General features: G+C 65.2%; 15 protein-coding genes. 6 read left to right on the forward strand and 9 right to left on the reverse strand.

All coding sequences use genetic code 11. The features are described 5' to 3' along the window. Positions 1-114 precede the first annotated feature (114 nt). Positions 115-1224: a class I SAM-dependent RNA methyltransferase gene (locus tag Q1U94_RS09120; RefSeq protein WP_300543622.1), complete on the reverse strand. Its 1110-nt coding sequence runs from the start codon at positions 1222-1224 to the stop codon at positions 115-117. Between the two features lie 94 nt (positions 1225-1318). Between Q1U94_RS09120 and Q1U94_RS09125 the strand changes: the two genes are divergently transcribed. Further along, positions 1319-2212 carry an aldo/keto reductase gene (locus Q1U94_RS09125; protein ID WP_300543624.1) on the forward strand — a complete coding sequence of 298 codons (894 nt, stop codon included), beginning with the start codon at positions 1319-1321 and terminating at the stop codon, positions 2210-2212. Here Q1U94_RS09125 and Q1U94_RS09130 read toward each other — a convergent pair. Then, positions 2209-3456: an alpha/beta hydrolase-fold protein gene (locus Q1U94_RS09130; protein WP_300543628.1), complete on the reverse strand. Its 1248-nt coding sequence runs from the start codon at positions 3454-3456 to the stop codon at positions 2209-2211. The genes Q1U94_RS09125 and Q1U94_RS09130 overlap by 4 nt on opposite strands. A gap of 5 nt (positions 3457-3461) precedes the next feature. Then, positions 3462-5531, reverse strand: a complete 2070-nt coding sequence (locus tag Q1U94_RS09135) for a glycoside hydrolase family 97 protein (protein WP_300543630.1) — start codon at positions 5529-5531, stop codon at positions 3462-3464. 146 nt (positions 5532-5677) lie between these two features. On the opposite strand from Q1U94_RS09135, the gene Q1U94_RS09140 reads away from it, so the two are divergent. Then, complete coding sequence (locus Q1U94_RS09140; RefSeq protein ID WP_300543632.1) at positions 5678-7546, forward strand: alpha-amylase family glycosyl hydrolase; 1869 nt, start codon at positions 5678-5680, stop codon at positions 7544-7546. A 149-nt stretch (positions 7547-7695) separates the two neighbouring features. Here Q1U94_RS09140 and Q1U94_RS09145 read toward each other — a convergent pair whose 3' ends face one another. Further along, positions 7696-9234: an MFS transporter gene (locus Q1U94_RS09145; protein ID WP_300543634.1), complete on the reverse strand. Its 1539-nt coding sequence runs from the start codon at positions 9232-9234 to the stop codon at positions 7696-7698. Between the two features lie 282 nt (positions 9235-9516). On the opposite strand from Q1U94_RS09145, the gene Q1U94_RS09150 reads away from it, so the two are divergent. Beyond that, a complete protein-coding gene (locus Q1U94_RS09150) occupies positions 9517-10530 on the forward strand; it encodes a LacI family DNA-binding transcriptional regulator (RefSeq protein WP_300543636.1) in 1014 nt (337 codons plus the stop codon). Between the two features lie 16 nt (positions 10531-10546). Here the strand turns inward: Q1U94_RS09150 and Q1U94_RS09155 are convergent, their stop codons facing one another. Further along, a complete protein-coding gene (locus Q1U94_RS09155) occupies positions 10547-12178 on the reverse strand; it encodes an alpha-glucosidase (RefSeq protein WP_300543638.1) in 1632 nt (543 codons plus the stop codon). Between the two features lie 300 nt (positions 12179-12478). On the opposite strand from Q1U94_RS09155, the gene Q1U94_RS09160 reads away from it, so the two are divergent. After that, the gene (locus Q1U94_RS09160) at positions 12479-15256 is read left to right on the forward strand and encodes a TonB-dependent receptor (RefSeq protein WP_300543640.1); all 2778 of its coding nucleotides are present in this window, start codon (positions 12479-12481) and stop codon (positions 15254-15256) included. Positions 15257-15395: 139 nt separating this feature from the next. Then, on the forward strand, positions 15396-16910 hold the full coding sequence (locus Q1U94_RS09165) for a tryptophan halogenase family protein (RefSeq protein WP_300543642.1): 1515 nt from the start codon (positions 15396-15398) through the stop codon (positions 16908-16910). Here Q1U94_RS09165 and Q1U94_RS09170 read toward each other — a convergent pair. Continuing rightward, positions 16907-18409 (reverse strand): tryptophan halogenase family protein, encoded by a 1503-nt coding sequence (locus Q1U94_RS09170; protein ID WP_300543644.1) that lies wholly within the window; start codon positions 18407-18409, stop codon positions 16907-16909. The genes Q1U94_RS09165 and Q1U94_RS09170 overlap by 4 nt on opposite strands. Before the next feature lie 261 nt (positions 18410-18670). Between Q1U94_RS09170 and Q1U94_RS09175 the strand changes: the two genes are divergently transcribed. Beyond that, positions 18671-20050, forward strand: a complete 1380-nt coding sequence (locus Q1U94_RS09175) for an alpha-amylase family glycosyl hydrolase (protein WP_300543646.1) — start codon at positions 18671-18673, stop codon at positions 20048-20050. Here Q1U94_RS09175 and Q1U94_RS09180 read toward each other — a convergent pair. Genes Q1U94_RS09180 through Q1U94_RS09190 form a run of 3 tightly spaced genes read right to left on the reverse strand, consistent with a single transcriptional unit; the run spans position 20047 to position 24517 of the window. After that, the gene (locus tag Q1U94_RS09180; protein ID WP_300543649.1) at positions 20047-20253 is read right to left on the reverse strand and encodes a DUF2892 domain-containing protein; all 207 of its coding nucleotides are present in this window, start codon (positions 20251-20253) and stop codon (positions 20047-20049) included. The two genes, Q1U94_RS09175 and Q1U94_RS09180, sit on opposite strands and share 4 nt — an antisense overlap. After that, complete coding sequence (locus tag Q1U94_RS09185) at positions 20250-23537, reverse strand: efflux RND transporter permease subunit (RefSeq protein WP_300543651.1); 3288 nt, start codon at positions 23535-23537, stop codon at positions 20250-20252. The genes Q1U94_RS09180 and Q1U94_RS09185 overlap by 4 nt, the downstream gene beginning before the upstream one ends. Then, a complete protein-coding gene (locus tag Q1U94_RS09190) occupies positions 23534-24517 on the reverse strand; it encodes an efflux RND transporter periplasmic adaptor subunit (RefSeq protein ID WP_300543653.1) in 984 nt (327 codons plus the stop codon). The genes Q1U94_RS09185 and Q1U94_RS09190 overlap by 4 nt, the downstream gene beginning before the upstream one ends. Positions 24518-24519: the final 2 nt, after the last annotated feature.

A 24519-nucleotide genomic window follows, 5' to 3' on the forward strand; every position in this document is an offset into this window, starting at 1 on the left:
TATCGGCGATTGGCCGAGACAGCCGCTAAATTCATCCTTCCCCCTGATGGGGAAGGATGGCGCTGTGTCTGCGTCGGATTTCGCGCTTCACACACCTCCCGTGGTCCCCAGTCCCTAAGCCAGCGGCCCCGTCGTATAGAGCCGGATTTTCAGGCCGCCATGATCGACAACGGGCCCGGCCGGGCCGAAAGGCAGGCGGGTGGCCTTGGCGAGCATTTTTTCCGTTGTCACCAGGCCCACCCGCCAGCCGGAAAACCGGGTGAGCAACGTCGTGCCCAGAGAGCGGTAGAGGGCCTGGAGCCGGGTCTTGTTGCCGATTCGTGCACCATAGGGCGGGTTGACGATGACAAGGCCGGGCGGACCGTCCGGCCGCTGCAAGTCCTCCACCGGGACCTGGCTGAACTGCGTGAGATGCGCCACGCCGGCCCGGTGCGCATTGGTCCGGCTCATGGCCACCGCGCCGGCATCCCGGTCGGAGCCGCGAAAGCGCAACGCCGTTTCGCGCGCTTCCGCCCCGGCCCGCATGGCGTGCCAGGCCTCGCTGTCGAACCCGGCGAGCTGTTCGAACGCAAAGCTGCGGCCCCGGCCCGGCACCAGGCCGGCGGCGATCTCGGCGGCCTCGATGACGAGGGTGCCCGATCCGCACATCGGATCCAGCACGGGCTCGCTGCCGTCATACCCGCACTGGCGCAGGAAGAGCGCGGCCAGCGTCTCGCGCATCGGCGCCCTGTTCACCGCTTCCTTGAAGCCGCGCCGGTGCAGAAGCTCGCCCGAGGTGTCGACGCTGACGGTGCAGATATTGTCGTCGATCCGCACACGCACACAGAGCTCGGCCCCGGGAGACAGCGGTGCGCCCAGTTCCTCGCGGATCGCGGTCTCGATGCGCTGTGCGGCCGCCCCGGCGTGATAGATGCGCGATTTCCGGCAAGTCGCCTCGACACGCACCGGCCGGTCCGCCCGCAGGACCTCGCCCCAGGGGATCTGCCGCGCCCGCTTGTCCAGCTGGGCCAGGTGAACCACGCGGAAACTGGCAATCCGCGCCAGCACCCGGTTGGCGCCGCGCACTTCCAGATTGGCCCGCCAGACCTCCGGCCAGCCGCCGCGCACGGTGACCCCGCCGGGCTCGGCCCGCGGATCGCCGAACCCCGCCTCGCGCAATTCCGCGCACAGCATGTCCTCCAGACCGGGCGCGATGGCGAGAAAGATGTCGAATTGGGCAGTCATGCCGATCCCTTATCCGAGAAACCGGCAGGGATCGACACTGCTGTACCGGCGGGGACGCTCTGGCCTTCGCGGCAGGCTTCGCTAGTTTGCGCCCATGGGCGCACTTCAAGACACCGATGCCATCTGGGGCGCCATGCGGGCCCGGCAAAGTGTAGACACGCAGAATGCGGACGGGTTTGCCCGCATGCTGGCCGCCTGTCTCGATCTGTCCATCGCCTGGATCGATCATGCCGACATCTATGACGATGGCGCCGTGGAAGCCCTGCATGGCCAAGCCGTCACCCGCCTGACAGCCGGCCAGCGCCAGGCCCTGCGCCTTGTCACCAAATGCGGCGTGCGCTTTGCCAGTGCGGGCCAGCCGGGCGTGCGGCTGCATCACTACCGCGCCGATGCCGCCTATATTCGCCATCAGGCCGAAGCCTCGCTGAAACGCCTGGCGGCCGAGCGGATCGATCTCTATCTTCTGCACCGGCCGGACTATCTGATGCAGGCCGAGGAGACGGCCCGGGCGCTGGACGCCCTGCGCGCCGAGGGCAAGATCGCCGCCTATGGCGTGTCCAATTTCTCGGTCCGGCAGGTGGAAAATCTGGCCATCCGCACGGCGCAGCCCCTGGCGGCAAACCAGATCGAGCTTTCACCGCTGCACACGGCCGCGCTGGACGACGGCACGATCGATCAGGCTCGTGCCCGGAACATGGCCATCCTGGCCTGGTCGCCCCTGGGCGGCAGCCGCCTGTTCGATCCGCAGGACGCGGCCGGCCGGCGGGTGCACGACACGCTCACCCGGCTTGCAGGCAGTTATGACATCAACGATATCGGTGCCCTGGCCCTGGCCTGGGTCCGCCGCACCGGCGCCATTCCCATTCTCGGCACCGGCCGGATCGAGCGGCTGGAGAGCCAGGTGACCGGCCTGCGTGCAGCTGCGGATATGGACGTGCAGGACTGGTATGAGGTGCTCGAAGCGGCGCGCGGACAGCGCGTGCCCTAACCCTCCTGCGGATCGAGCAGGAAGGCGACCGGATCGTCCAGCCGCGCCCGCCAGGAGGCTTCATTATGGGCCGCGCCGTCATAGCGGCGGACCACGAAATCCGTGCCCTCGGCAAGTCCTTGCGACAACAGCCAGTCACGGACGGCCAGATGGGTCGGCTCGTAGCCGGCATCGAGGGTTTGCGTGCCGTAGTCGAACCAGAACCTTGTGTCCGGCGGGACGGTCTCGCCCGCATCGATCACGTCCAGGATGAGGGGGCGCTGCGGGTCCGCGCCGTCCGGCACGGGCCGCCCGGACATCCGGGCATTGTCGGTGGCGTTGAAGGGAAAGTGCGTGGACATGCATCCGCAGGCGCCAAACACGTCCGGATGCTCGCGCACCAGGTAGAACGAGATCAGACCGCCCATGGACGACCCCATGGTCATTGTGTTTTCCGGCCCGGTGAGCGTGCGATACCCGGCATTCACGCGCGGCATCAGCTCTTCGATGAGGAAACGGGCGTAGTTGCCGCCGAGATCCCACGGCGATAACTCCCGGCCGCGCAATTCCCCACTCCAGATTCCGACGACGATGGCCGGCCGGGCCTGCCCCGCTTCGACGCTGCGCACGATCGCTTCGTCCACACCCCAGTCGACGCCGGTATTGGCAATGCGCGGATCGAACAGGTTCTGGCCGTCATGCATGTAGATGACCGGATAGCGGCGATCGCTGTTCTCATAACCCGGAGGCAGCCATATCTCGACATGGCGGGCCGGACCAAGATGGGCCGACTCGACGTCGAGCCAGTAGTCCAGCCGGCCCTGAACGCCCGAGGACTGCCAGTTCTCGATGTAGTAGGCCGCCGGTCGCTTCCAGTGCGAAATCCGGTGCGTCACAGTTTGCGGACCCTCGACGAGAAGCCGGAAATTGCGCGGCACTCCGCCCTCGTCGGCAACGCCTTCTCGGTCCCAGCTGCCCAGCGTCACCTTGTATTCGAAGGCCGTGCCGGCGGGGATGTCCAGGGTGACCGAACGCTGTTCACCCCCGCCCGTCATCGGCAGCCCGTCGGCGCGCCAGGGCCCCAGTTCCGGCAGGTTGCCGGCAAGGTAGACAGGGCCGCTGCCGGCGGGAACCGTCACTTCGATGGTTACGGCATGCCGGACCGCCTCTGGCAGAGCCACGACCGTGTCGTCAGGGCTCCCGTCCTGCCGCACACAGGCGCTGAGCAGGAGCAGGGCGGCGATGATATATCCAGGAAGCCGCATCGCCATCACTCCGCCTCACCCGCCACAAACCGCACAGCCACGCCGCCGCCGGCGGCGAGCGCGAGATGGAGGACATCGCCGGATGTCACCGCGCGCGTTTCCACTGTCACAGGATAGGGATTGTCGTGCCAGTGGGCGTCCTCGCCGTCGCGATAGATCTCGGCGCGATAGCTCCGGCCGGCCTCGAGAAAGTCCAGCGGCACATCCAGCACACGCGCCTCTTCGTCGGTGACGGCACCGAGATACCAGTCGGCCCCGCCGCGTTCCTGGCGGGCGGTGACGACGAAATCGCCGACCTCGCCCTGAAGCGCGATCGAGTGCTCCCAGTCGGTGGGCACGTCGCGGATGAACCGGAAGGCCTCCGGGTTCATCGCATAATGCCCGGGCAGGTCCGCCGCCATCTGGATCGGGCTGTAGATGACGACATAAAGCGCCAGCTGCTTGGCCAGGGTGGTCTGGACCCGGTTGGGACTGTCCGGCCCGTTGAAGGTGAGGTTGAAAATGCCCGGCGTGAAGTCCATTGGCCCGCCCAGCATACGGGTGAAGGCCAGCATGGCGATGTGTTCCGGCGGGTTGGGCGGCACGCCCCAGGCGTTGAATTCCTGACCGCGCGCGCCCTCGCGCGAGATCCAGTTGGGATAGGTGCGGCGCAGGCCGGTATCCTTCACCGGTTCGTGCGTGTTGATGGAGATATGGCGCTCGGCCGCAGCTTCCAGAACGCGGATATGATGGTTCACGGCATACTGGCCGTAATGCCATTCGCGGCGTTCCTCGCCGTTTTCGTCGATCCGGATCAGGTCGCCCGCATCGGCGACATAGCCGGTCTTCACCTGGGTGACACCGAGGCGTTCGTACAGGTCGAAGGCGGCCTCCATCTGGGATTCGTAGTTGGTCAGATGGCCCGAGGTCTCGTGATGGCCGATCAGGCGCACGCCGCGGTCGCGGGCATGCCCGGCGACGGCCTCGATGTCGAAATCGGGATAGGGCCGGGTGAACGAGAATATGGCGCCATTGTTGAACCAGTCGCCGTCCCAGCCAAGATTCCATCCCTCGACCAGTACACCGTCGAACCCGTTCTCGGCAGCAAAGTCGATGTATTCGATGGCGTTTTCGGTGGTGGCACCGTGGATCGGGCCCGAGCCCCACGTCATGGTGCGGATATGCATGCCCCACCAGATGCCGACATATTTGCCCGGCTCCACCCAGGACACGTCGCCCAGGACATTGGGTTCGTTCAGGTTGAGGATGAGATCGGAATTGATCAGGCCTACCGCCTCTTCGGCGACCTGGATGGTGCGCCAGGGCGTGATGAAGGACCCGTCCTTGTGCACGGCCACCCCGTCGGGCCCGGGCGCCAGCTCGGCCGTCAGCACGCCCTCGCGCTGCTGGTCCAGCCGCATGCCGGAATAGTCCACCAGCGCCGCCTCGTGGATGGCCACATGCACACCATCGCCGGGCAGGCGGGCGGTGAAGGGCGTGTGCGCCGTCTCCACCTCGATCAGCGGTGTGGTGCGGGTGATGTATTCATAGCGATTATAGTCCGCCGCCTGGGTCCACCAGGCCGTTGCGTACTGGGGCATGGCAAAGGAGGTGACCTCGTCGACGATGGCGCGGTGCTCGCCGTCCGGCACGGGCACTTCATAGCGAAAGCCCAGCCCCTCGTCGAAAACGCGCACACGAATGTCGAAACCGCGGCCATCGCCGCTTTCATGCCGGTAGGAGACCAGGAGTTCGTTGTGCACGTCATGCACGATGCGGCGCTCGCCCCAAGGCAGTTCCCATGTGCTCTGGTGACTGTCCCGGCTCTCGCCGGCGATCTCCAGATCGCGGTCGAGATTGCCGGCAACCTCGAAACGCAGGCCCAGCGCGGACGCGGAAATCACATCCTCGCCGTCATAGGTGACCCGGTAGCGCGGCAGCCCGTCCGCACTCCAGAATTCCACTGCCAGACGCCCGTCGGGCGAGGCGATGGCGTGCCGGTCCTCCCCGGCCTCCTGCGCCGCAAGCGGCGCGGTGACGGCCAGCGCAACAACCGGCATGACGGCGCGTGCCACGCGCGAAACGGACATGAACATGAGAGCCTCCCGGATCTGTTTTGCGCATCATGCCCATATCCTGCAAATTTTCGCAATTCCTGACGTATCACGATTGCTTGCCGGGCACATGAAGTCGGGTGTATCGTCGCAATAACAGACAAATTCACGCGGGGAGACGTTTCATCATGAAATCGCAAATATCGAAATTTGCCAGTGCGCTACTGGCCGGAACCAGCCTGACGCTGAGCGCCTGTGCGGGCGCGCAGGAGCGCGCGGACCCGGTTTCCATCGCGAACCTGGAGGATCGCAGCCCGCGCGACGAAATCATCTACTTCGTCATGCCCGACCGGTTCGAGAACGGCGACCCGTCCAACGATACCGGCGGTATCGAGGGCGATCGCCTGGACCACGGCTTCGATCCCGCCCATCGCGGCTTCTATCATGGCGGCGATCTGGCCGGACTGACCCGGCGCCTCGATTACATCCAGGGCCTGGGCGCGACCGCGATCTGGCTCACCCCGATCTTCCAGAACCAGGCGGTACAGGGCAGCCCGGGCCAGGAAAGCTCGGCCTATCACGGCTACTGGATCACCGACTTCACCCGCCCCGACGCCCATCTCGGCGAGCGCGAGGATTTCCGTGCCTTCGTCGAGGCGGCCCATGCCCGCGGCATGCGTGTCTATATGGACATCATCACCAATCACACCGCCGATGTGATCGCCTATCGCGAATGCCACGACCCGTCCTGGGATCACTATATCGATCCGCAGGGCCCGTGCCCCTATCGCACCAAGGGCGAGTATCCCTGGAGCACACGCGGCGACATCGACGGCGAGCCGATCAACGAGGGTTTCCTGGGCGACGATCCGCAGAACCAGACGGCGGAGAATTATGCCCGCCTCACCGATCCGCGCTGGGCCTATACGCCATACGTCCCCGAAGACGCTCCGCGGCTGCACCCGGAATGGCTCAACGACCTGACGCTCTACCACAATCGCGGCGAAAGCTTCTGGTATGGCGAAAGCTCTCTCTACGGCGATTTTTCCGGCCTGGACGATCTCAATACCGAACATCCCCGCGTGCTCGAGGGCATGATCGAGATCTACAAGGACTGGATCAGCGAATTCCGCGTCGACGGTTTCCGCATCGACACCGCCCGCCATGTCCAGCCGGAATTCTGGCAGCGCTTTTCCGCAGAAATGCGCGCGCATGCGCAAAGCCTGGGGATCGAGCATTTCCACATGTTCGGCGAGGTCTACATGTTCGATCCGGCCCAGCTGGCGCGCTACACCAATGAGGCGCAATTGCCGGCCGTTCTCGACTTTGCCTTCCAGGGCGCAGTGCGCGGCTTCATCGTCGACGGCAATCCCGGTGAAAGCCTGGACACGCTGTTCAATGCCGACAGCGCCTATGCCACCGGCGCTCACGTCCTGCCCACCTTCCTGGGCAATCACGATATGGGCCGGCTCTCCGGCTTCCTGCGCGAGGCGCATCCGAACATGTCCGACGCCGAGATGTTCGCCAGCCTGCGCCTGGCCAACGCCATCATGTTCTTCTCGCGCGGCACGCCGACGATCTACTACGGCGACGAGCAGGGCTTCGTCTCCGACGGGCACGACCAGCAGGCCCGGGAAAACATGTTCGAAAGCCGGGTCGACGAATATAACGACAATGATCTTGTGGGCACCGATGCCACAACCGCGGACGAGAATTTCGACACGGATCACCCGCTCTACCGCGCCATCGCGCAGATGGCCGAACTGCGCCAGTCGCACACCACGCTGCGCCGCGGGCACCAGCGCGTGCGCCATGCCGGCCACGAGACATCGACCCTGGTGATGAGCCGGATCGATGCCGCAGCCGGCGAGGAATACATCGTCGCCTTCAACGGCGAGACCGAGGCCGTGCGCCTCGATGTCGCCGTCGACGGCCGGTCGCTGACCTGGGAAAGCCTGTCGGGCGAGTGCGCCGGAACAGCCGGGGCACCGGGCAGCTACACGGTGGAGATTCCACCGCTGGACTTCATCGTCTGCCGAGCGGGCTTTTCGGAATAGGATTCAGCACGAACCGGGTTTTCTTCCCCACGCCGCCGGGAACTGGCCGAGCGGAGCGAGGCCGAAGGGGCCCGGCGCGGACATTCGGCCGCGCAGTCGCGCGGCGACCCGACTCCCCAACCCGGCGATGGGGAGGAAAGATTTCCGCGCTACTCGGCCGGGGTTGCCATTTCCGCTTTGGCCGGGGCGATGCGGCGGCCGGGGACGAAGATCACCGCCACGGCGGCCAGGCCCAGTGACACGCCGGCTGCCAGGAAGGCGTGGATCGGCTCATTGCCCAGGAGGTAACGCAGGGCGATGCCCATCAGGCTGCCGACGACGATCTGGGGGATCACGATGAAGAAATTGAAGATCCCCATATAGACCCCCATCTTGTCGGCCGGCAGGGCGTCGGAGAGGATCGCGTAGGGCATGGTCAGGATCGAGGCCCAGACGATGCCGACCCCCACCATCGACACCGCCAGCCAGGCCGGGTCCGTGACGAAGTAGAAGGATGCCAGCGAGACGGCACCGATCGCGAGATTGATGGCGTGAGTGACGCGGCGGTTGAATCGCTTGGCCATGAAGGGCAGCAAAAGCGCATATATCGCCGCAATGGCATTGTATGTCGCAAACAGCAGCCCCACCCAATTGGCTCCGTCGGCATAGGCTTGCGATGCGGTTTCGGTGGCATTGTAGTGGTGTTGCGTCACAGCGGGCGTGGCGTAGATCCACATCATGAACAGTGCCGCCCAGGAGAAGAACTGCACCCAGGCCAGACGCCGCATGACGGTCGGCATGGTGGTGAGGTCCTCCAGCACGTGGGAGAAGAAATTCTCGGCCTTGCCGTTGGATTTCAGCGCCGCATGCAGCATGAAGCCCAGGCCCAGCGCGGCAATGCCGCCCGTCAGAACATAAAGTTCCTGCGCTCCGCCAAAACGGTAGACGGCAACGCATCCCACGATACCGGCGATCAGATAGCCCACGCCCGACCCCATGAACCGCCGCGCCGAATGCGGCCGACGCTCATCCTCGCGTGGCAGGCCCATCGTCTTTCTCTCGGCCTCGTCGAATTCGGCCAGCTGTTCTGGCGTGTATTCACGCGAGAACAGCACCGTCCAGCCGACCGAGAGAAAAAGCGCTATCGCCCCGATATAGAACGAGTATTTCACATTGTCCGGAACCATGCCCTCGGGCGCCACGCTGGACACGCCGAACACGTCGGACAGGACCCAGGTCGCCGCCGAGGCCGCCGTCGCCCCGGCGCCGATGAAAATGGTCTGCATGGCAAAACCCTGGGTGCGCTGACGGCTGGGCAGCATGTCACCGACGAAGGCGCGGAAGGGTTCCATCGAGATATTGATCGAGGCATCGAGCAGCCACAGCATGATCGCCGCCAGCCACAGCACGGGCGAGTTGGGCATGATCAGCAGGGCGGCCGTCGTGAGGATGGCCCCGGCGAGGAAATAGGGCCGGCGCCGCCCCAGCCCCGTCCAGGTCCGGTCCGAGAAATAGCCGATGATAGGCTGTACCAGGAGACCGGTCAGCGGCGCGGCCAGCCAGAGCAGGGGCAGCGTCTCGATGGGCGCGCCCAAGGTCTGGAAGATGCGGCTGACATTGGTGTTCTGCAGGGCAAATCCGATCTGGATCCCGAAAAAGCCGAACGAGATATTCCAGATCTGCCAGAATCCGAGCGCAGGCTTCTGCATGCCCTCCTCCCCTTTTCATATTTTTTCACATTGTGGGCCAGGACGGGCGAACTGTCGAGCGCGCTTCGTAGTTCATCATGCTGGCGCAACCTTCGTAATCTGCTGCTATACGGCGGCATCGAGCCGGGCGAGAAGGTGCGGACCGGCTTGCCCGTCTTTCGGCAGGCGCTTTCAAATTTCTGCAAATTGGGGGACACTAGATTGCTGACAGAGCATGGACTTGCCACGCGCGAGGCCTGCAGGCATTCCTAACCCTCTCGAAACAAGGGGACAATCGGCACGGTGGCGAAGAAAACAACTCGACTGGAAGATCTGGCCAAGCGCGCCGGCGTGTCCGTCTCGACAGCCTCGCGCGCACTCAATGACAGCCCGTCCGTCAATATGCGCACCAAGCAGGCGATCTGGAAGCTGGCGCGCGAGATGGACTATCCCTTCCGCCGTCACATGCCGGCCGGCCCGATCGGCGCGAAGGCGACCATCTCCATTGTCGTGCCCCACCCGCAGGGCCGGGGCGCTCGCCTGTCCGACCCCTTCTTTTTCGAACTCCTGGCGGGGGTCGGCGACGCCGCGCGCGAACGCGATTGCGATGTCCACATCTCCCATGTCGCCCCCGCATCCTATGAAGACCTGCAGATGGCCGTGACGACGCATCGCGCCGAAGGCGTCATCTTCGTCGGCCAGAGCACGCTGCACGGCGCCTTCAACAAGCTGGCGGAGACGGAAAAGCGCTTTGTGGTCTGGGGGGCGGAGCTGCCCGAACAGCGCTATTGCTCCATCGGCAGTGACAATGTGCGCGGCGGCGAACGCGCCGCCCGCCACCTGGCCCGGCTCGGGCGCAACAAGATCGCCTTTCTGGGCCAGTCCGAAGCCCCCGAAGTGATGCAGCGCTATCGGGGCTATCGCGACGCGCTGGAGGCGGACGGCCTGACAGTCGACGACGACCTGGTCATTCCTTCGCATTTCGACATCGAGTCCGCGGAAGCCTCTGTCGATGCGCTCGTGAAGAACGGCGTTGCCTTCGACGGCATCGTGGCCGCAAGCGATGTTCTGGCCCTGGGGGCGATCCGCGCCCTCCAGCATGCCGGCCTGTCGGTGCCGGGCGACGTCTCCGTCGTCGGCTATGACAATATTTCCTTTTCCCGCTACTCCAACCCGTCCCTGTCCACCATCGACCAGGACATGGTGTCGGCGGGCCGCCTGATGCTGTCGAAACTGCTGGATTTCAGGGGCCCCCAGGCCCGCCGCTCGGAACGCCTGGCCACGGACCTCGTCGTGCGCGAAAGCTGCGGGGGATAGCCCAGAGCGGCACCCCTCAACCCCGTTTCGCGATCAGGCCGGCATAGGGCGGCAAGCCCTTGTCAGCCCCTGTAAGATTGACCTGGTCGATCACGCGCCAGCCGGCAGGCAGGGTCCAGGCCTTCGCTTCAGGCGCGAGATTGAAGACGCACAACAGCGCTTCATCGCCACGGCCGCGCTCGAACACGAGGACTTCCGGATCTCCGCCCTCGCGCACCGCCATGTCGCCGGTACGCAGGACGGGATGCGCCTCGCGCAGGCGCACCAGGCGCCGGGCGTGGTTTAGCGTGGACTCGGGATCGTTCTCCTGGGCATCGACGGCCAGATCGAAATGCCGGGCGTCGACCGGGAGCCAGGGCTCGGCCGCGGAAAAACCGCCATGCGCCGCCGATCGTTTCCACGGGATCGGCGTGCGCGCGCCATCGCGCCCCAGCGTCTGCGGCCAGTTGGCGATGGCCTCGGGATCCTGCAGCCGCTCGAACGGGACCACGGCCTGGGGCAGGCCCAGTTCTTCGCCCTGATAGAGAATGACATTGCCGCGCATCGCCAGCAGCAGCAAAAGCGCCATATCGGCGAAAGGTTTGCGCATCTCCTCATCGGCCCAGCGCGAAACCGCCCGCGGCGCGTCGTGATTGGAAAAGGTCCAGGAGGGCCAGCCCGTGCGCTCGTCGTCGGGCCACAGGGCAACCGCCTCGCGCACCAGATCTGCGCGCAACGCCTCGGCATAGAGATAGAGAAAGCCATAGGCCGAGTGCAGCCGCGCGGGCGGCCGGGTGTAGACCTTCATCTCGTCCTGCGCCTGTTCGCCACCGACTTCAGCGACCAGGAACCGGCCCTCATAACTGTCGGTCAGCGCCCGTATTCGCTCCAGAAACGCCGGAATGTCGGCATGTGACTGGTTGTAGTAGTGGTGCTGGAAATCGAAGGGCCGGGTGCGCCGGCCGACCCCGTCCCGGACCGGCGGATTATCCGTCAGGGCCGGGTCGTGCATCATGAAATTGACAGCATCGAGCCGCATCCCGTCGACCCCGCGGTCGAACCAGAAGCGGACCGTATCCAGCAGCGCCTCCTGGACCTCGCCGTTGTGGACATTCAGCTGGGGCTGGGACGGCAGGAAATTGTGCATGTAGTACTGACCGCGGCGCGCATCCCAGGTCCAGGCCGGACCGGTGAACACGGACTGCCAGTTGGATGGCGGCGATCCATCCGGCTTGGCATCCGCCCAGACATACCAGTCCGCCTTGGCGTTGGACCGGCTCGACCGGCTTTCGAGAAACCAGGCATGCTCGTCGGAGGTGTGGGCATAGACCTGGTCGATCAGCACTTTCAGCCCCAGCGCATGGGCCCTGTCCATGAGTGCGTCGAAATCCTCCAGCGTGCCGAAAATGGGGTCGACGCCGCGATAGTCCGACACGTCATAACCGAAGTCGCGCATGGGAGAGGTGAAGAAGGGCGACAGCCAGATCGCATCCACACCCAGCGAAGCGACGTAGTCGAGCCGGGCAGTAATACCGGGCAGATCGCCGATACCGTCGCCATTGGAGTCGAAGAAGCTGCGCGGATAGATCTGGTAGATCACCGCACCGCGCCACCATTCCCCGTCACGCCCGGTCGTCGATACGCGTTCAGACTGCGCCGTCAGATCCACACTGCCCTCCCTGGACCTTTCGCGAATTATGCGAGCCACCGCAATTACTTGCGGAGATTATCCGATTTATGTTTTGCAAAATTTTGCAGCGGCATCGCAATTTTGTCAATTCCAAGTGAGCCGGAGTTTTGGCGCTATTGCAAGCCATTTCACGCAGCATCAAAAGTGTTACATTCACGCATCAGCTGAAGAGAACATGACAAAAGCGCAAACTTGCCAGTTGCTCGCATCTCATATTTTCATTAATTTGCATTCAGGAGGCAGGCGGCGTGAGATCGTCATGCCCGGAGGGAGGAAGTCATGAAACACCACACCACGTTCCGTCGTGGCTGGCTGATGTCCAGCGCGGCGTCCACGCTCACCCTGGCACTGGCCCTGTCCGGCGCCGCGTCTGCCCAGGACGAGGCCGAAACGGACGATACGGAAGTCATCACCGTCACCGGTTTCCGGTCCGCGATCGAAAGCGCCATCGAGACCAAGCGCGAATCCACGTCGATCGTCGAAGCCATTTCCGCCGAAGACATCGGCAAGCTGCCGGACAACTCGATCGCCGAATCTCTGGCCCGCCTGCCGGGTCTGGCCGCCCAGCGGCTGCGCGGCCGCGCCCAGGTCATCTCGGTCCGCGGCCTCGGCCCGGACTTCACCACCGCGCTGCTGAACGGCCGCGAACAGGTGACCGCCGGCGACAATCGTGGTGTCGAGTTCGACCAGTATCCGTCCGAACTTCTCAGCTCGGTCGTCGTCTACAAGACGCCGGACGCCCAGCTCACGGCCCAGGGCCTCGCGGGCACCGCCGACCTGCGCACCGTCCGCCCGCTCGCGCATGACGAGCAGACCGTGTCCCTGTCCGCCCGCTACGAGTGGAACGAGTATGGCGCGCTGAATGCGGGTTCGCCGGACAGCGGCCATCGCCTGACCGGCTTCTATATCGACCAGTTCGCCGATGACACGATCGGCCTGGCGCTGGGCTTTGCGCAACAGTCCTCGCCGACCCAGGCAGAGCGCTGGGATGCCTGGGGCTATCCGACGACGGGCGGCGGGGAAGCCGTTATCGGCGGCGCCAAGCCCTATGTCGCATCCAACGAGCTGGAGCGGATCGGCCTGGTCGGCACGCTGGAGTTCGAACCGAACGCCCAGCACCACACCACGATCGATGCCTTCTACTCGCACTTCGAGGACAACGGCATCCTGCGCGGCATCGAATTCCCGCTGGCCTGGTCGGCCGCCTCGCTGCAGCCGGGCTACACGATCGAAGACGGGCTGGTGACGCAGGGCACGTTCGACGGCGTTATCGGCGTCATGCGCAACGACATCCGCACGCGCGAAGCCGACATCTACTCCTTCGGCATCAACCACCAGTTCCACATCAACGACCTGTGGACCGTGGAGGCCGATCTCAGCTACTCCTCGGTCGAGCGCACCGACCAGGATCTGGAAACCTATTCCGGTGTTGCCAATGTTTACGGCTACGGCACGCCCGACACGCTGGGCTTTGCCCTTGACGGTCAAACCTTCATCTTCAGCCCGTCGGTAAATTACGCCGATCCCGGCCAGGTCGTTCTGACCAGCCCGCAAGGCTGGGGCTCCGACCCGACCGGCGTTCACACCGGCGGCCAGGTCGGCTTCCGCAAGCTGCCGCAGACGGAAGACGAGCTGACGGCCTTCCGCCTCAGCGCCGAACGCGATTTCACCGATTCCTGGATCTCCTCCATCGAGGGCGGTCTCTACTACTCGGAACGCGACAAGTCGAAGGATTCCATCGAGCACTTCCTCTTCCTCAGCGATCCGTCGGCCACGCACATGGCGATCCCCAGCCAGTATGTGCTGGAACCGACCCAGCTCGGCTTCCTGGGCATTCCCGGCATGGTCAGCTACGATCCGGCCGCCCTGGTCAATGCCGGCATCTACGATCTGGTGGCCCTGGACCATGGCGACGTGACCGCCAAGCGCTGGTCGGTGAACGAGACCGTGCTGACGGCCTATGTCCAGGCCAATGTGAACAGCCGGATCGGCGACGTGCCCGTGCGCGGCAATTTCGGCGTGCAGGTTGTCTCCACCGACCAGTCCTCGACCGGTCCGGTGAGCATCGGCAATGTGCAGCTGGGAACCTACACGGACGGCGACGAGTACACTGAAGTCCTGCCCAGCGCGAACTTCTCCTTCGAAATCGCCGAAAACACCTTCCTCCGCCTTGGCGCGGCGCGCACCATGATGCGCGCCCGCATGGACGAGCTGCGCGCTTCGCAGCAGGGAGGCGTCAACACCGCAGTCTGCACGGCCGCGGGTCTCGTCGGCTACGATCTCGAAGCCGGCCGGGTCTGCCTGGGCACCGGCGGGGGCAATCCGCGCCTTCAGCCCTACATGGCCAACTCCTTCGACGTGTCGCTCGAACACTACTTCGCCGACGGCGGCGGCTATGTCTCGCTGGCAGCCTTCCACAAGGACATCGACCAGTGGGTCGATGGTTCCACGACCGTGGCCGTGGACTGGGGCCAGACGGGCGTTGCGGCGCTTGAAGACCTCTACGGTGCCGGCTATGCGGCGGCCAATCCCGACGCCCTGATCGGCACCTCTTCGGGTCCGACGAATTCCGATGGCGGCTGGCTGCAGGGCATCGAATTCGCCTTCAACCTGCCAGGCGAAACCATCGCTCCGGCGCTGGAAGGCTTCGGCATGCTGGCCAGCTATTCCTACACGGACAGCGAGATCGAACCGCAGCCGGGCAATATCATCTCCATCCCGGGCCTGTCCGAACGCGTCGGCAATGTCACGCTCTATTACGAGAATGGCGGGTTCGAAGCGCGTGTCTCAAATCGCTGGCGGTCCGAATTCCTGGGTGAAGTCACCGGCTTCGGTGCCGGCCGCGAATTCCGCGACGTGTTTGCGGAATCGGTGGTCGACGCCCAGATCGGCTATGAATTCGCCGGCGGCCGCTTCGACGGTGTGTCTGTCTACCTGCAGGGCAACAACCTCACAGACGAGGAATTCGTCACGGGCAACAGCGACGATCCGCGTCAGGTGAAGGACTTCCAGCAGTACGGCTCCACCTATCTCTTCGGGATCAGCTGGCGCCGCTAGTCCGCCCGTTTCTACCCCGAGTGTGCGACTACCCCTGCCGGTTCTCCGGCAGGGGTTTTCTTTTCCCGCACAACACAGGCCGATTGACGCCGGAACTCTCAAACGCAAGCCTTCCGGTTCATTTCCGAGGTAGACCGCCATGACATCGAAACGGATCCGCAATGTCGTGATCGTGGGCGGCGGGACAGCCGGCTGGATGGCCGCCGCCGCGCTGACCAGGTTTCTGGGCGGCACCGTGCGCACCCGCCTGGTCGAGTCCGAACAGATCGGGACGGTCGGAGTCGGCGAGGCGACGATCCCGCAGATTCATCACCTCAATGCCGCCCTGGACATCCAGGAACGCGATTTCATGGCGGCCACCGGCGGCACGTTCAAACTCGGGATCGAGTTCGTCGACTGGAACCGGATCGGCGATTCCTACCTGCACAGTTTCGGGACGATCGGCTACGATCTCGGCCGGATCCCCTTTCATCATCACTGGCTGCGCGCCCGCACCCTTGGCGAACCCCACTCGCTCTGGCGCTACTGCCTCAACGCGGCGGCCGCCCGGGACAACCGCTTCGCCCCCGTGGAACGCATCGGCACGTCGCCCATGCGCGGCACGGTCTATGCCTATCATTTCGACGCCTCGCGCTATGCCACCTTCCTGCGCGCCTACGCCGAGACGCGGGGCACCGAACGGCTGGAAGGACGGATCGTCGGTTGCCGGCAGAACCCGGAAACCGGCTTCGTCGAAGCCGTGTCTCTGGAGGACGGCCGCACGGTCGAGGGCGAACTCTTCATCGACTGCTCGGGCTTTCGCGGCCTGCTGATAGAAGGCGCCTTGCAGACCGGTTACGAGGACTGGACCCACTGGCTGCCCTGCGACCGGGCCATCCCCGTACCCAGCGCGAACACGGCCGCGCCGGTACGTCCCTTCACCCAGGCGATCGCCCGGACCGCGGGCTGGCAATGGCGCATTCCCCTGCAGCACCGCACGGGCAATGGCCACGTCTTTTCAAGCGCCCATATGACCGAGCAGGATGCCATGGACCTGCTGCTGGCCAATCTGGAAGGCGAGGCGCTAGCGGATCCGCGCACCATTCGCTTCACGACCGGCCGCCGCAAGGCCTTCTGGAACAGAAATGTCGTCGCCCTCGGTCTTGCCGGCGGTTTCCTGGAACCGCTGGAATCGACCTCGATCCACCTCATCCAGTCCGGTGTGAGCCGGCTGATCAACCATTTCCCCGACGGCGATTTCAGCCCGGCCGACCGCGACGAATACAATCGCCAGATGACGCTCGAGTTCGAGCGCGTACGCGACTTTATCATCCTGCACTATCACGCCAATTCGCGGACCGACTCGGACTTCTGGCAGGATTGCCGCGCCATGCCGGTTCCCGACACGCTGACCGCCAAGCTGGATCTGTTCCGCGCAAACGGGCGGCTTTACACCCGTGAGGAGGACTTGTTCGCCGATACCAACTGGCTCCAGGTGATGATCGGCCAGGGGATCGAACCGGGAGGATACCACCCGATGGCGGACACGCTGGAACCGGCCCGGCTCGCCGAATTCCTTGGCCATGTCCGCACCCTGGTCGACGGTGCCGCCAGGCAGATGCCGGCCCATGCGGACTTTGTCCGCCAGCACTGCCCGGCCCCTGCGCCTGGCTAGGCGGGCGCCTTGCAGAACCGGTCGATATACGCCTGGTGGGACGGCACCGGCGGCAGGGCCTCGGCCATTGCCTGCCGGATGTGGGCCAGCCGCCCCTTCCAGTCGGTATCGCGCAGATCGGCCAGCGGATCGCCCCCGTCCGGTATGATGTCCTGGCCGAAATAGACCGCCAGCCAGCTGGGATTGAGGAAGAGTTCCGGCCCCGGCGACACCAGACGCCCGGTCGCACGGAAATGCGCCAGGCGATAGGCCAGGCTCTCGGGTATGTCCATTGAGGCCGTATGACGCCAGAGCTCGCCGTCGGTGCGGGTGGTGGCGTGATAATGCAGCACGAGGAAGTCGCGGATACGCTCGTACTCCTCCACGCTCAGGCGATTGAACTCCTCGGCATTAAGCCGGTTTCCGCCTTTGTCGGGAAACAGCGCGAGAAAGCGCGTGATCGCGGTCTGGATGAGATGAAGACTGGTCGACTCCAGCGGCTCCATGAAGCCGGCCGCCAGGCCGATAGCGACGACATTTCTGTTCCAGAAGGCCTTGCGGCGCCCGGTCGTGAAGCGCAGGAAACGCGGATCGGCGAGCGGCTTGCCGTCGAGATGCTTCAGCAGGGTATCGGCCGCCTCCTCGTCGGCGATATGGGCGCTGCAATAGACATACCCATTGCCCGTGCGGTGCTGCAGGGGAATGCGCCATTGCCAGCCGGCATCGCGCGCCGCCGATCGTGTGTAGGGCGTGAAGTCCCCGCCGCTCTCGCACGGCACCGCCACCGCCCGGTCACAAGGCAGCCAATGCGTCCAGTCCTCGTAACCGGTTTTCAACGTCTGCTCGATCAGAAGGCCGTAAAACCCCGTGCAGTCGATGAAGAAGTCCGCCCGGATCCTGCGTCCGTCCTCCAGGACCAGCTCACGGACATCGCCGCTTTCGCCATCCTGCCCGACATCGACCACCTTGCCTTCGGTCCGCACGACGCCGCGCTCCTCGGCATAGCGGCGCAGGAATTGGCCATAGAGAATGGTGTCGAAATGATAGGCGTAGTCGAAGGTCGACTGCACCAGGCGCAGGTCTCTCGACGGCGGCGAAAACCGGTTCAGCCGGGCGATCTGCCAGGCCATCGAATAGTCTTCGAACGGGGTCTCGTCGCCCGCCCGGCGTGCCTTGAGCCAGTATTGATGAAGCGGCACACGGTCGAATTCCCGGCCGAACATGCCGAAGGGATGAAAATAGCGGCGACCCTTTGCGCTCCAGTCGAGAAACTCGATCCCCAGTTTGAACGATCCGTTCGTGGCCCGCACGAACGTGTTTTCGTCTATGCCCAGAGACTGATTGAACAGCTTGATCGGCGGGATGGTTGCCTCGCCCACCCCCACAACACCGATCTGCTCGGATTCGACAACATCGATACGGATCCGGCCCTGTGTGGCATTGACGATGGCCGCGGCCGCCATCCAGCCGGCCGAACCGCCGCCGACGATGGCGATCGACCGGACGGGTTCGGCGTTCATCGCGCCGCCCCCGCCGGTGGCGCTTCACCACTTGGAACCGCTTCCATCATCGCCCCCCTCTAGTCGCCCAATAGATAAACAAGAATGCGCAATATGACCAAGCGCCAATGACAAAGCCGCTGAAACTACTGCCGGAAACACCCTGAATCTGGTCTGCAAATTTATGCAAATAAATGGATATCCGCTCGACCGCCGAACGAATGTCCGCCATAGTCGATACCAGAAAAGTCAGGCAAAAGACTGTCCCGGGAGGAGTTTCACATGACCGGCCGCCATTTCGCCCCGATACTCGCCGCCGCCCTGGCTGCCAGCATTCCTGCCTGGGCGCAGGACACGGCAGCCGCCGCGCCGTCCGTCATCCGCACCCACCACCCCGACTGGTCCCGCGACGCCGTCCTCTACCAGATCAATCTGCGCCAGTTCACCGCCGAAGGCACGATCGCTGCGGCCGCGGACGAACTGCCGCGTCTGGCCGAAATGGGGGTGGACATTCTCTGGCTGATGCCGGTCCAGCCGATCGGTGAGGAAAACCGCAAGGGCGAGCTGGGCAGCCCCTATTCCATCCGCGACTACACCGCGGTCAATCCCGAACTGGGCACGATGGACGATATGCGCGCCTTCGTGGACGTGGCGCACGCGCTGGGCATGAGGGTCATCCTGGACTGGGTTGCCAATCATTCGGCCTGGGATAATCCGCTCGTTCAGGCCCATCCCGACTGGTATTCGCGCGACTGGCGCGGCGAGATGCAGCCGCCGCCTGGGACCGACTGGTCCGACGTCGCCGATTTCGACTATTCGAACCCGGAGCTGCGCGACTACATGGCCGGTGCGATGGCGTTCTGGGTGCGCGATGTCGGGCTGGACGGATTTCGCTGCGATGTGGCGGGCTTCGTGCCGATTGACTTCTGGGAACGCGTGCGCGCCGAGCTCGAAGCCATCCGCCCGGTCTTCATGCTCGCCGAATGGGAGCAGCGCGATCTGCACCGCGATGCCTTCGACGCCACCTATTCGTGGACCTGGAACAACATGATGCACGATGTCGCCATGGGTCATGCCGATGCCGGGGCGCTGAGGGGATATTACTTCTATGACGAGGCCAATACCTGGCCGCGCGACGCCTACCGCATGCGCCATGTCTCCAATCACGACCAGAACTCCTGGGAGGCGACCCAGTTCGAACGCTTCGGCGACGCGCTGGAGGCCGTGATCACCCTCTCCTTCGTCGGGTCCGGCCTGCCGATGATCTACAACGGCCAGGAGGCGGGTAATGAGGACCGGCTGGAATTCTTCGAGCGCGACCCCATCGTCTGGCGCGACCACCCCGTCGGCGATCTCTACGAACGCCTGATCACCCTCAAACACAATACACCGGCCCTGTGGAACGGCGCCGCCGGCGCGCCGATGGTCCCTGTGCCCAATTCCGCCGAACAGGCCGTGTTCAGCTTTGTGCGGCGCGGTGCGGACAGTGCCGTCTTTGCAGTCTTCAACCTGTCTTCGGAGCCGCAATCGGTAAGTTTTGCGGACAGTCCGCACACGGGCGCCTACCGGGAGTTCGGCACGGGCGAGACAATGACTTTTCCCTCCACCGGCCCGCTGGATCTCGCCCCCTGGCAGGCACGCGTCTTCGTGTCCGGCGGCTAGCGGAAATCGTGGCCGGCTTCGTGCGCGCCGAGCGCCTTGAAGAGCATCGCCGCCGGGCAGAAGCCGGTGAAGCTGGTCTGGATCTGGTTGAGACCGACGAAGGCGGTGAGCAGCAGCCACCATTCGCTGACCTGCCAGGCCAGGATCGCCGAGAGAAGGGTTATGCAGCCGGCGAAGAGCATGACGGCGCGTCCGAGAGTCATGATGTTTCTCCTTCATGAGACGCTTCGGAATTGGCTGGCCGGTAGGGCGCATCGCCGTCCTTGAAGACGATGTAGATCGCCGGAATGACCAGCACGGTGAGAAGGGTGGAGGAGGCGAGCCCGAACAGGAGCGAGATCGCCAGGCCCTGGAAGATCGGCTCGCCCAGGATGCCCGAGGCGCCGATCATAGCCGCCAGCGCGGTCAGAAGGATGGGCTTGAAGCGGATGGCACCCGCTCGCAGCAGCGTCTCGCGCAACGGTTCGCCTGCCTCCGCGCCGTGGCGGATAAAATCGACCAGCAGGATCGAGTTGCGCACAATGATGCCGGCCAGGGCGATGAAGCCGATCATCGAGGTCGCCGTGAAGGCGGCGCCGAAGATCCAGTGGCCCAGAATGATGCCGATGAAGGTCAGCGGGATCGGCGTCAGGATGATCAGCGGCACCCGAAAGGAGCCGAACTGGGCGACCACCAGCACGTAGATCCCCAGCAGGGCGACCATGAAGGCGGCGCCCATATCGCGGAAGGTGACATAGGTGATTTCCCACTCGCCGTCCCACAGCAGGGTGACGTCCTCATCGCTGGGCGGCTGGCCGTACATGCGGATTTCCGGCTGGGGCACGTCCGCGCTCCAGGACCGCGCGTCAAGCGCGGCCTGCACCGCGAACATGCCGTAGATCGGGGCCTCGTAGTCGCCGGCCAGTTCCGCCATCACCATTTCCGCATAGCGGCCGTCGCGGCGGAAGATGATGTGCGAGCCCTCTTCCTCGGTCACCGAGACCACATCGCCCAGTTCGACCACGGTGCGGTCGCCGGGAAGCGTGTTGGCGGGCACGGGGGTGGAGGCCAGGCGTTCGGACCAGGAGCGGTCGCCGCGCGGCAGTTCCACAGCGATCTCGACCGGGTTGCGGCCTTCCCCGCGATGGGAATAGCCCACCGTGGTGCCGCCGATCAGTGCGCCGATCGTGTCGTAGACGTCGGACTGCTGGACCCGGAAATATTCCAGGCTGTCCTGGTCGATGGCGATGCGCAGGCGCGGCCGCGGTTCGCCGAACCCGTCATTGACGTCGACGATATAGGGCACGCTCTCGAAGGCGGCGCGCACCTCGCGGGCCACCGCGCGGCGGGTTTCCGCGTCGGGACCGTAGATTTCCGCCAGCAGGGTCGCCAGCACGGGCGGGCCCGGCGGGATTTCCGCCACCTGCACCGCCGTGCCGTCGGGCACGTCGAGGCCGGCCAGAAGCTCGCGGGCCTCCAGCGCAATCTCGTGCGAGGAGCGGTCGCGATGGTGCTTGGGCAGGAGATTGACCTGCAGATCGCCCTGTTCCGGACGGCTGCGCAGATAATAGTGGCGCACCAGGCCGTTGAAGTTGAAGGGCGCCGAGGTGCCCGAATAGTCCTGGATCGAGACCGCTTCCGGGATGGCGGCCAGCCGGTCGGCGGCCTCGGTAAGGACGCGGTCGGTGCGTTCCAGCGTGGCGCCTTCGGGCAGGTCGACGATGACCTGGAATTCCGACTTGTTGTCGAAGGGCAGCAGCTTGACCGTCACGGCCTTGAAGTAGAAGGCCGACATGGAGACCAGGGTCAGCACGCCCACGGTCAGCAGCAGCGTCCAAGCGGCCCTGCGGCCGGCCACGATGGGCGTGGCGACACGGCGATAGAACCGGCCGAGGAAGCCTTCCTGGCCGTCCGCATGCCCGTGCCCGTCGGATTTGCGGCGTCCGGCGATCACCTTCATCAGCCAGGGCGTGAGCACCATGGCGACGAAGAAGGAGAAGATCATCGCCGCGGAGGCGTTGACCGGGATCGGCGCCATGTAGGGGCCCATCAGGCCGGAGACGAAGAGCATGGGCAGCAGCGCCGCGACCACGGTCAGCGTGGCGACGATGGTGGGATTGCCGACCTCGGCGACGGCCTCGACGGCGGACTGGATGCGCGGACGCCCGTCCTTCATCGCCCAGTGGCGGGCGATGTTCTCGATCACCACGATGGCGTCGTCGACCAGGATGCCGATGGAGAAGATCAGCGCGAACAGGGAGACGCGGTTGATCGTGTAGCCCATCAGATTGGAGGCGAAAAGCGTCATCAGGATGGTGGTCGGGATAACGACCAGCACGACAAGGCCCTCGCGCCAGCCGATCACGAAGGTGACCAGCAGCACGATGGAGACGGTGGCGAGCGCGAGGTGGAAGAGCAGCTCGTTGGCCTTCTCGTTGGCGGTCTCGCCGTAATTGCGGGTGACGGCGACATCGACGCCTTCCGGGATCAGGCTGCCGCGCAGCAATTCCAGGCGTTCCAGGATGTGTTCGGAGACGACGACCGCATTGGCGCCCTCGCGCTTGGCGACGGCCAGGGTGACGGCGGGCGTGCGGACCCAGCCGGCCGTGCTGCCGTGGGCCTCCTCGCCATGGCTCTCCTCCCCGCCTTCGCGGGTGAGCATCCAGGCGCGGGCATCGGCCGGTTCGGCACCGACAACGACATCGGCCACGTCGCGGACATAGACCGGGCGGCCGTCGCGCGAGGTCAGCAGGAGAAGGCCGATATCGGGTACGCCCTGCAGCGTCTGTCCCGCAATGACGAAGCGCGTCTCGTCGCTGCCGGTCACCTGGCCGGCGGGGAAGGAGCGGTTGGCCTCGGCGATGCGTCCGGCCAGCTGTTGCAGGGTGACGCCGTATTGCGACAGGCGTTCCGGATCCGGCTCGATGCGGATCTGGTCGGCCCGGCCGCCGGTGATATAGGTCAGGCCGACATCCTCGACCGACATCAGCGCCGTGCGCAGTTCTTCGGCGATATTGTAGAGCGCGTTGTCGTCCCAGTGCTCGGCGACCGCCGGATCGGGCGACAGGGTGAGGGCGACGATGGCTACGTCGTCGATCCCCCGGCCGACGATGAGCGGCGGGTTTATGCCGTGGGGGATGCGGTCGAGATTGGCGTTGATCCGTTCGTGCACGCGCAGGATCGCGTCGTCGGCATCGGTGCCGACGTCGAATCGCGCGGTGACCATGACCTGGTCGTCCTCGGTCTGGGAATAGACGTGTTCGACATTCTCGATCGAGCGCACGATCGTTTCCAGCGGTTCGGTGACCAGTTCCACCGCGTCCGTGGCCTTCAGGCCCGGCGCGGCGACCATCACGTCCACCATGGGAACGGAGATCTGCGGCTCTTCCTCGCGCGGGATGACCATCAGGGCGATCAGCCCCATGGCCAGCGAGGCCAGCAGGATGAGCGGGGTCAGCGGCGAATGGATGAACGCCTGGGCGAGATGTCCGGAAAGGCCGAGTTTCATGGCTGCACCAGCACGTCGCCCTCGGCGATACCGCCCAGGATTTCGATCCCGTCCGGCGTGGTCCGGCCGCGCTGCACGACGATGTCGACGGCATGACCGTCAGCCTCGCGCAGGCGGACATAATCGACGCCGTAGCGATTGATCAGGAAGTCTTCCGGCACCAGGAAAGCCGCTCGTTCGTCGACCTCGACATAGACGCGGACGCGTTCGCCGACGAAGAAATCGCCCAGGCCGTCCACCACGGCATCGGCGACCACACGGCCGTCCTCGATGCGCGGATAGACCTGGCGGATGCGCCCCGTGGGTGCGACATCGCCGGTCAGGGCGGCGGCGTCGACCGTCACCGGATCGCCCTCGGAGATCGTGCGGGCATGGCGTTCCGGCAGGCGCAGGCGCAACAGGTAGAGGTCCGAGGCGATGGTGGCGACGGCCTCGCCGGGCAGGACCACGCTGCCGGACGTGACGGGCACGTTCAGCACCCGGCCGGCCGAGGGGGCGAGCACATCGCCTTCGCGCGATTGCTGGACCAGCACGGCGCGCTCCTGCCGGGCCGAGGCGAGCTGGCCTTCCAGCACGTCGACCTGGGTGCGGGCCTGGTCGAGCCGGGCCTGGGGAAAGATGCCGCGTTCGAACAGGTCCTCGGCGCGCGTCAGATCGATCCGCGCCTGTTCCAGCTGGGCGGCGAGGGCGGATGCGGAGGCGTTGGCAGCACCGATCTGGGGCGCCAGGCGATCGTCGACCACCACCGCCAGAACGTCGCCGGCCTCAACCGCGTCGCCCTCATCCACGCGCAGCTCGCCGATCGTGCCGCCGATACGGGCGCGGGCGGCGACGGTGTCGACGCTCTCGACCGTGGCGAACACGGCCTTGCGGTCGGCGATCAGGCTCTGCGAGACCGTGAAGGTCTCGCCCGATTGTGCGTTCGCCTGTGCGGTAGCGGCGGCCAGGACAAGGACCGCGAAAAGACCGGCTCTCAACATGA

This window comes from Maricaulis sp. (assembly GCF_030149515.1).
Classification (GTDB): Bacteria; Pseudomonadota; Alphaproteobacteria; order Caulobacterales; family Maricaulaceae; genus Maricaulis.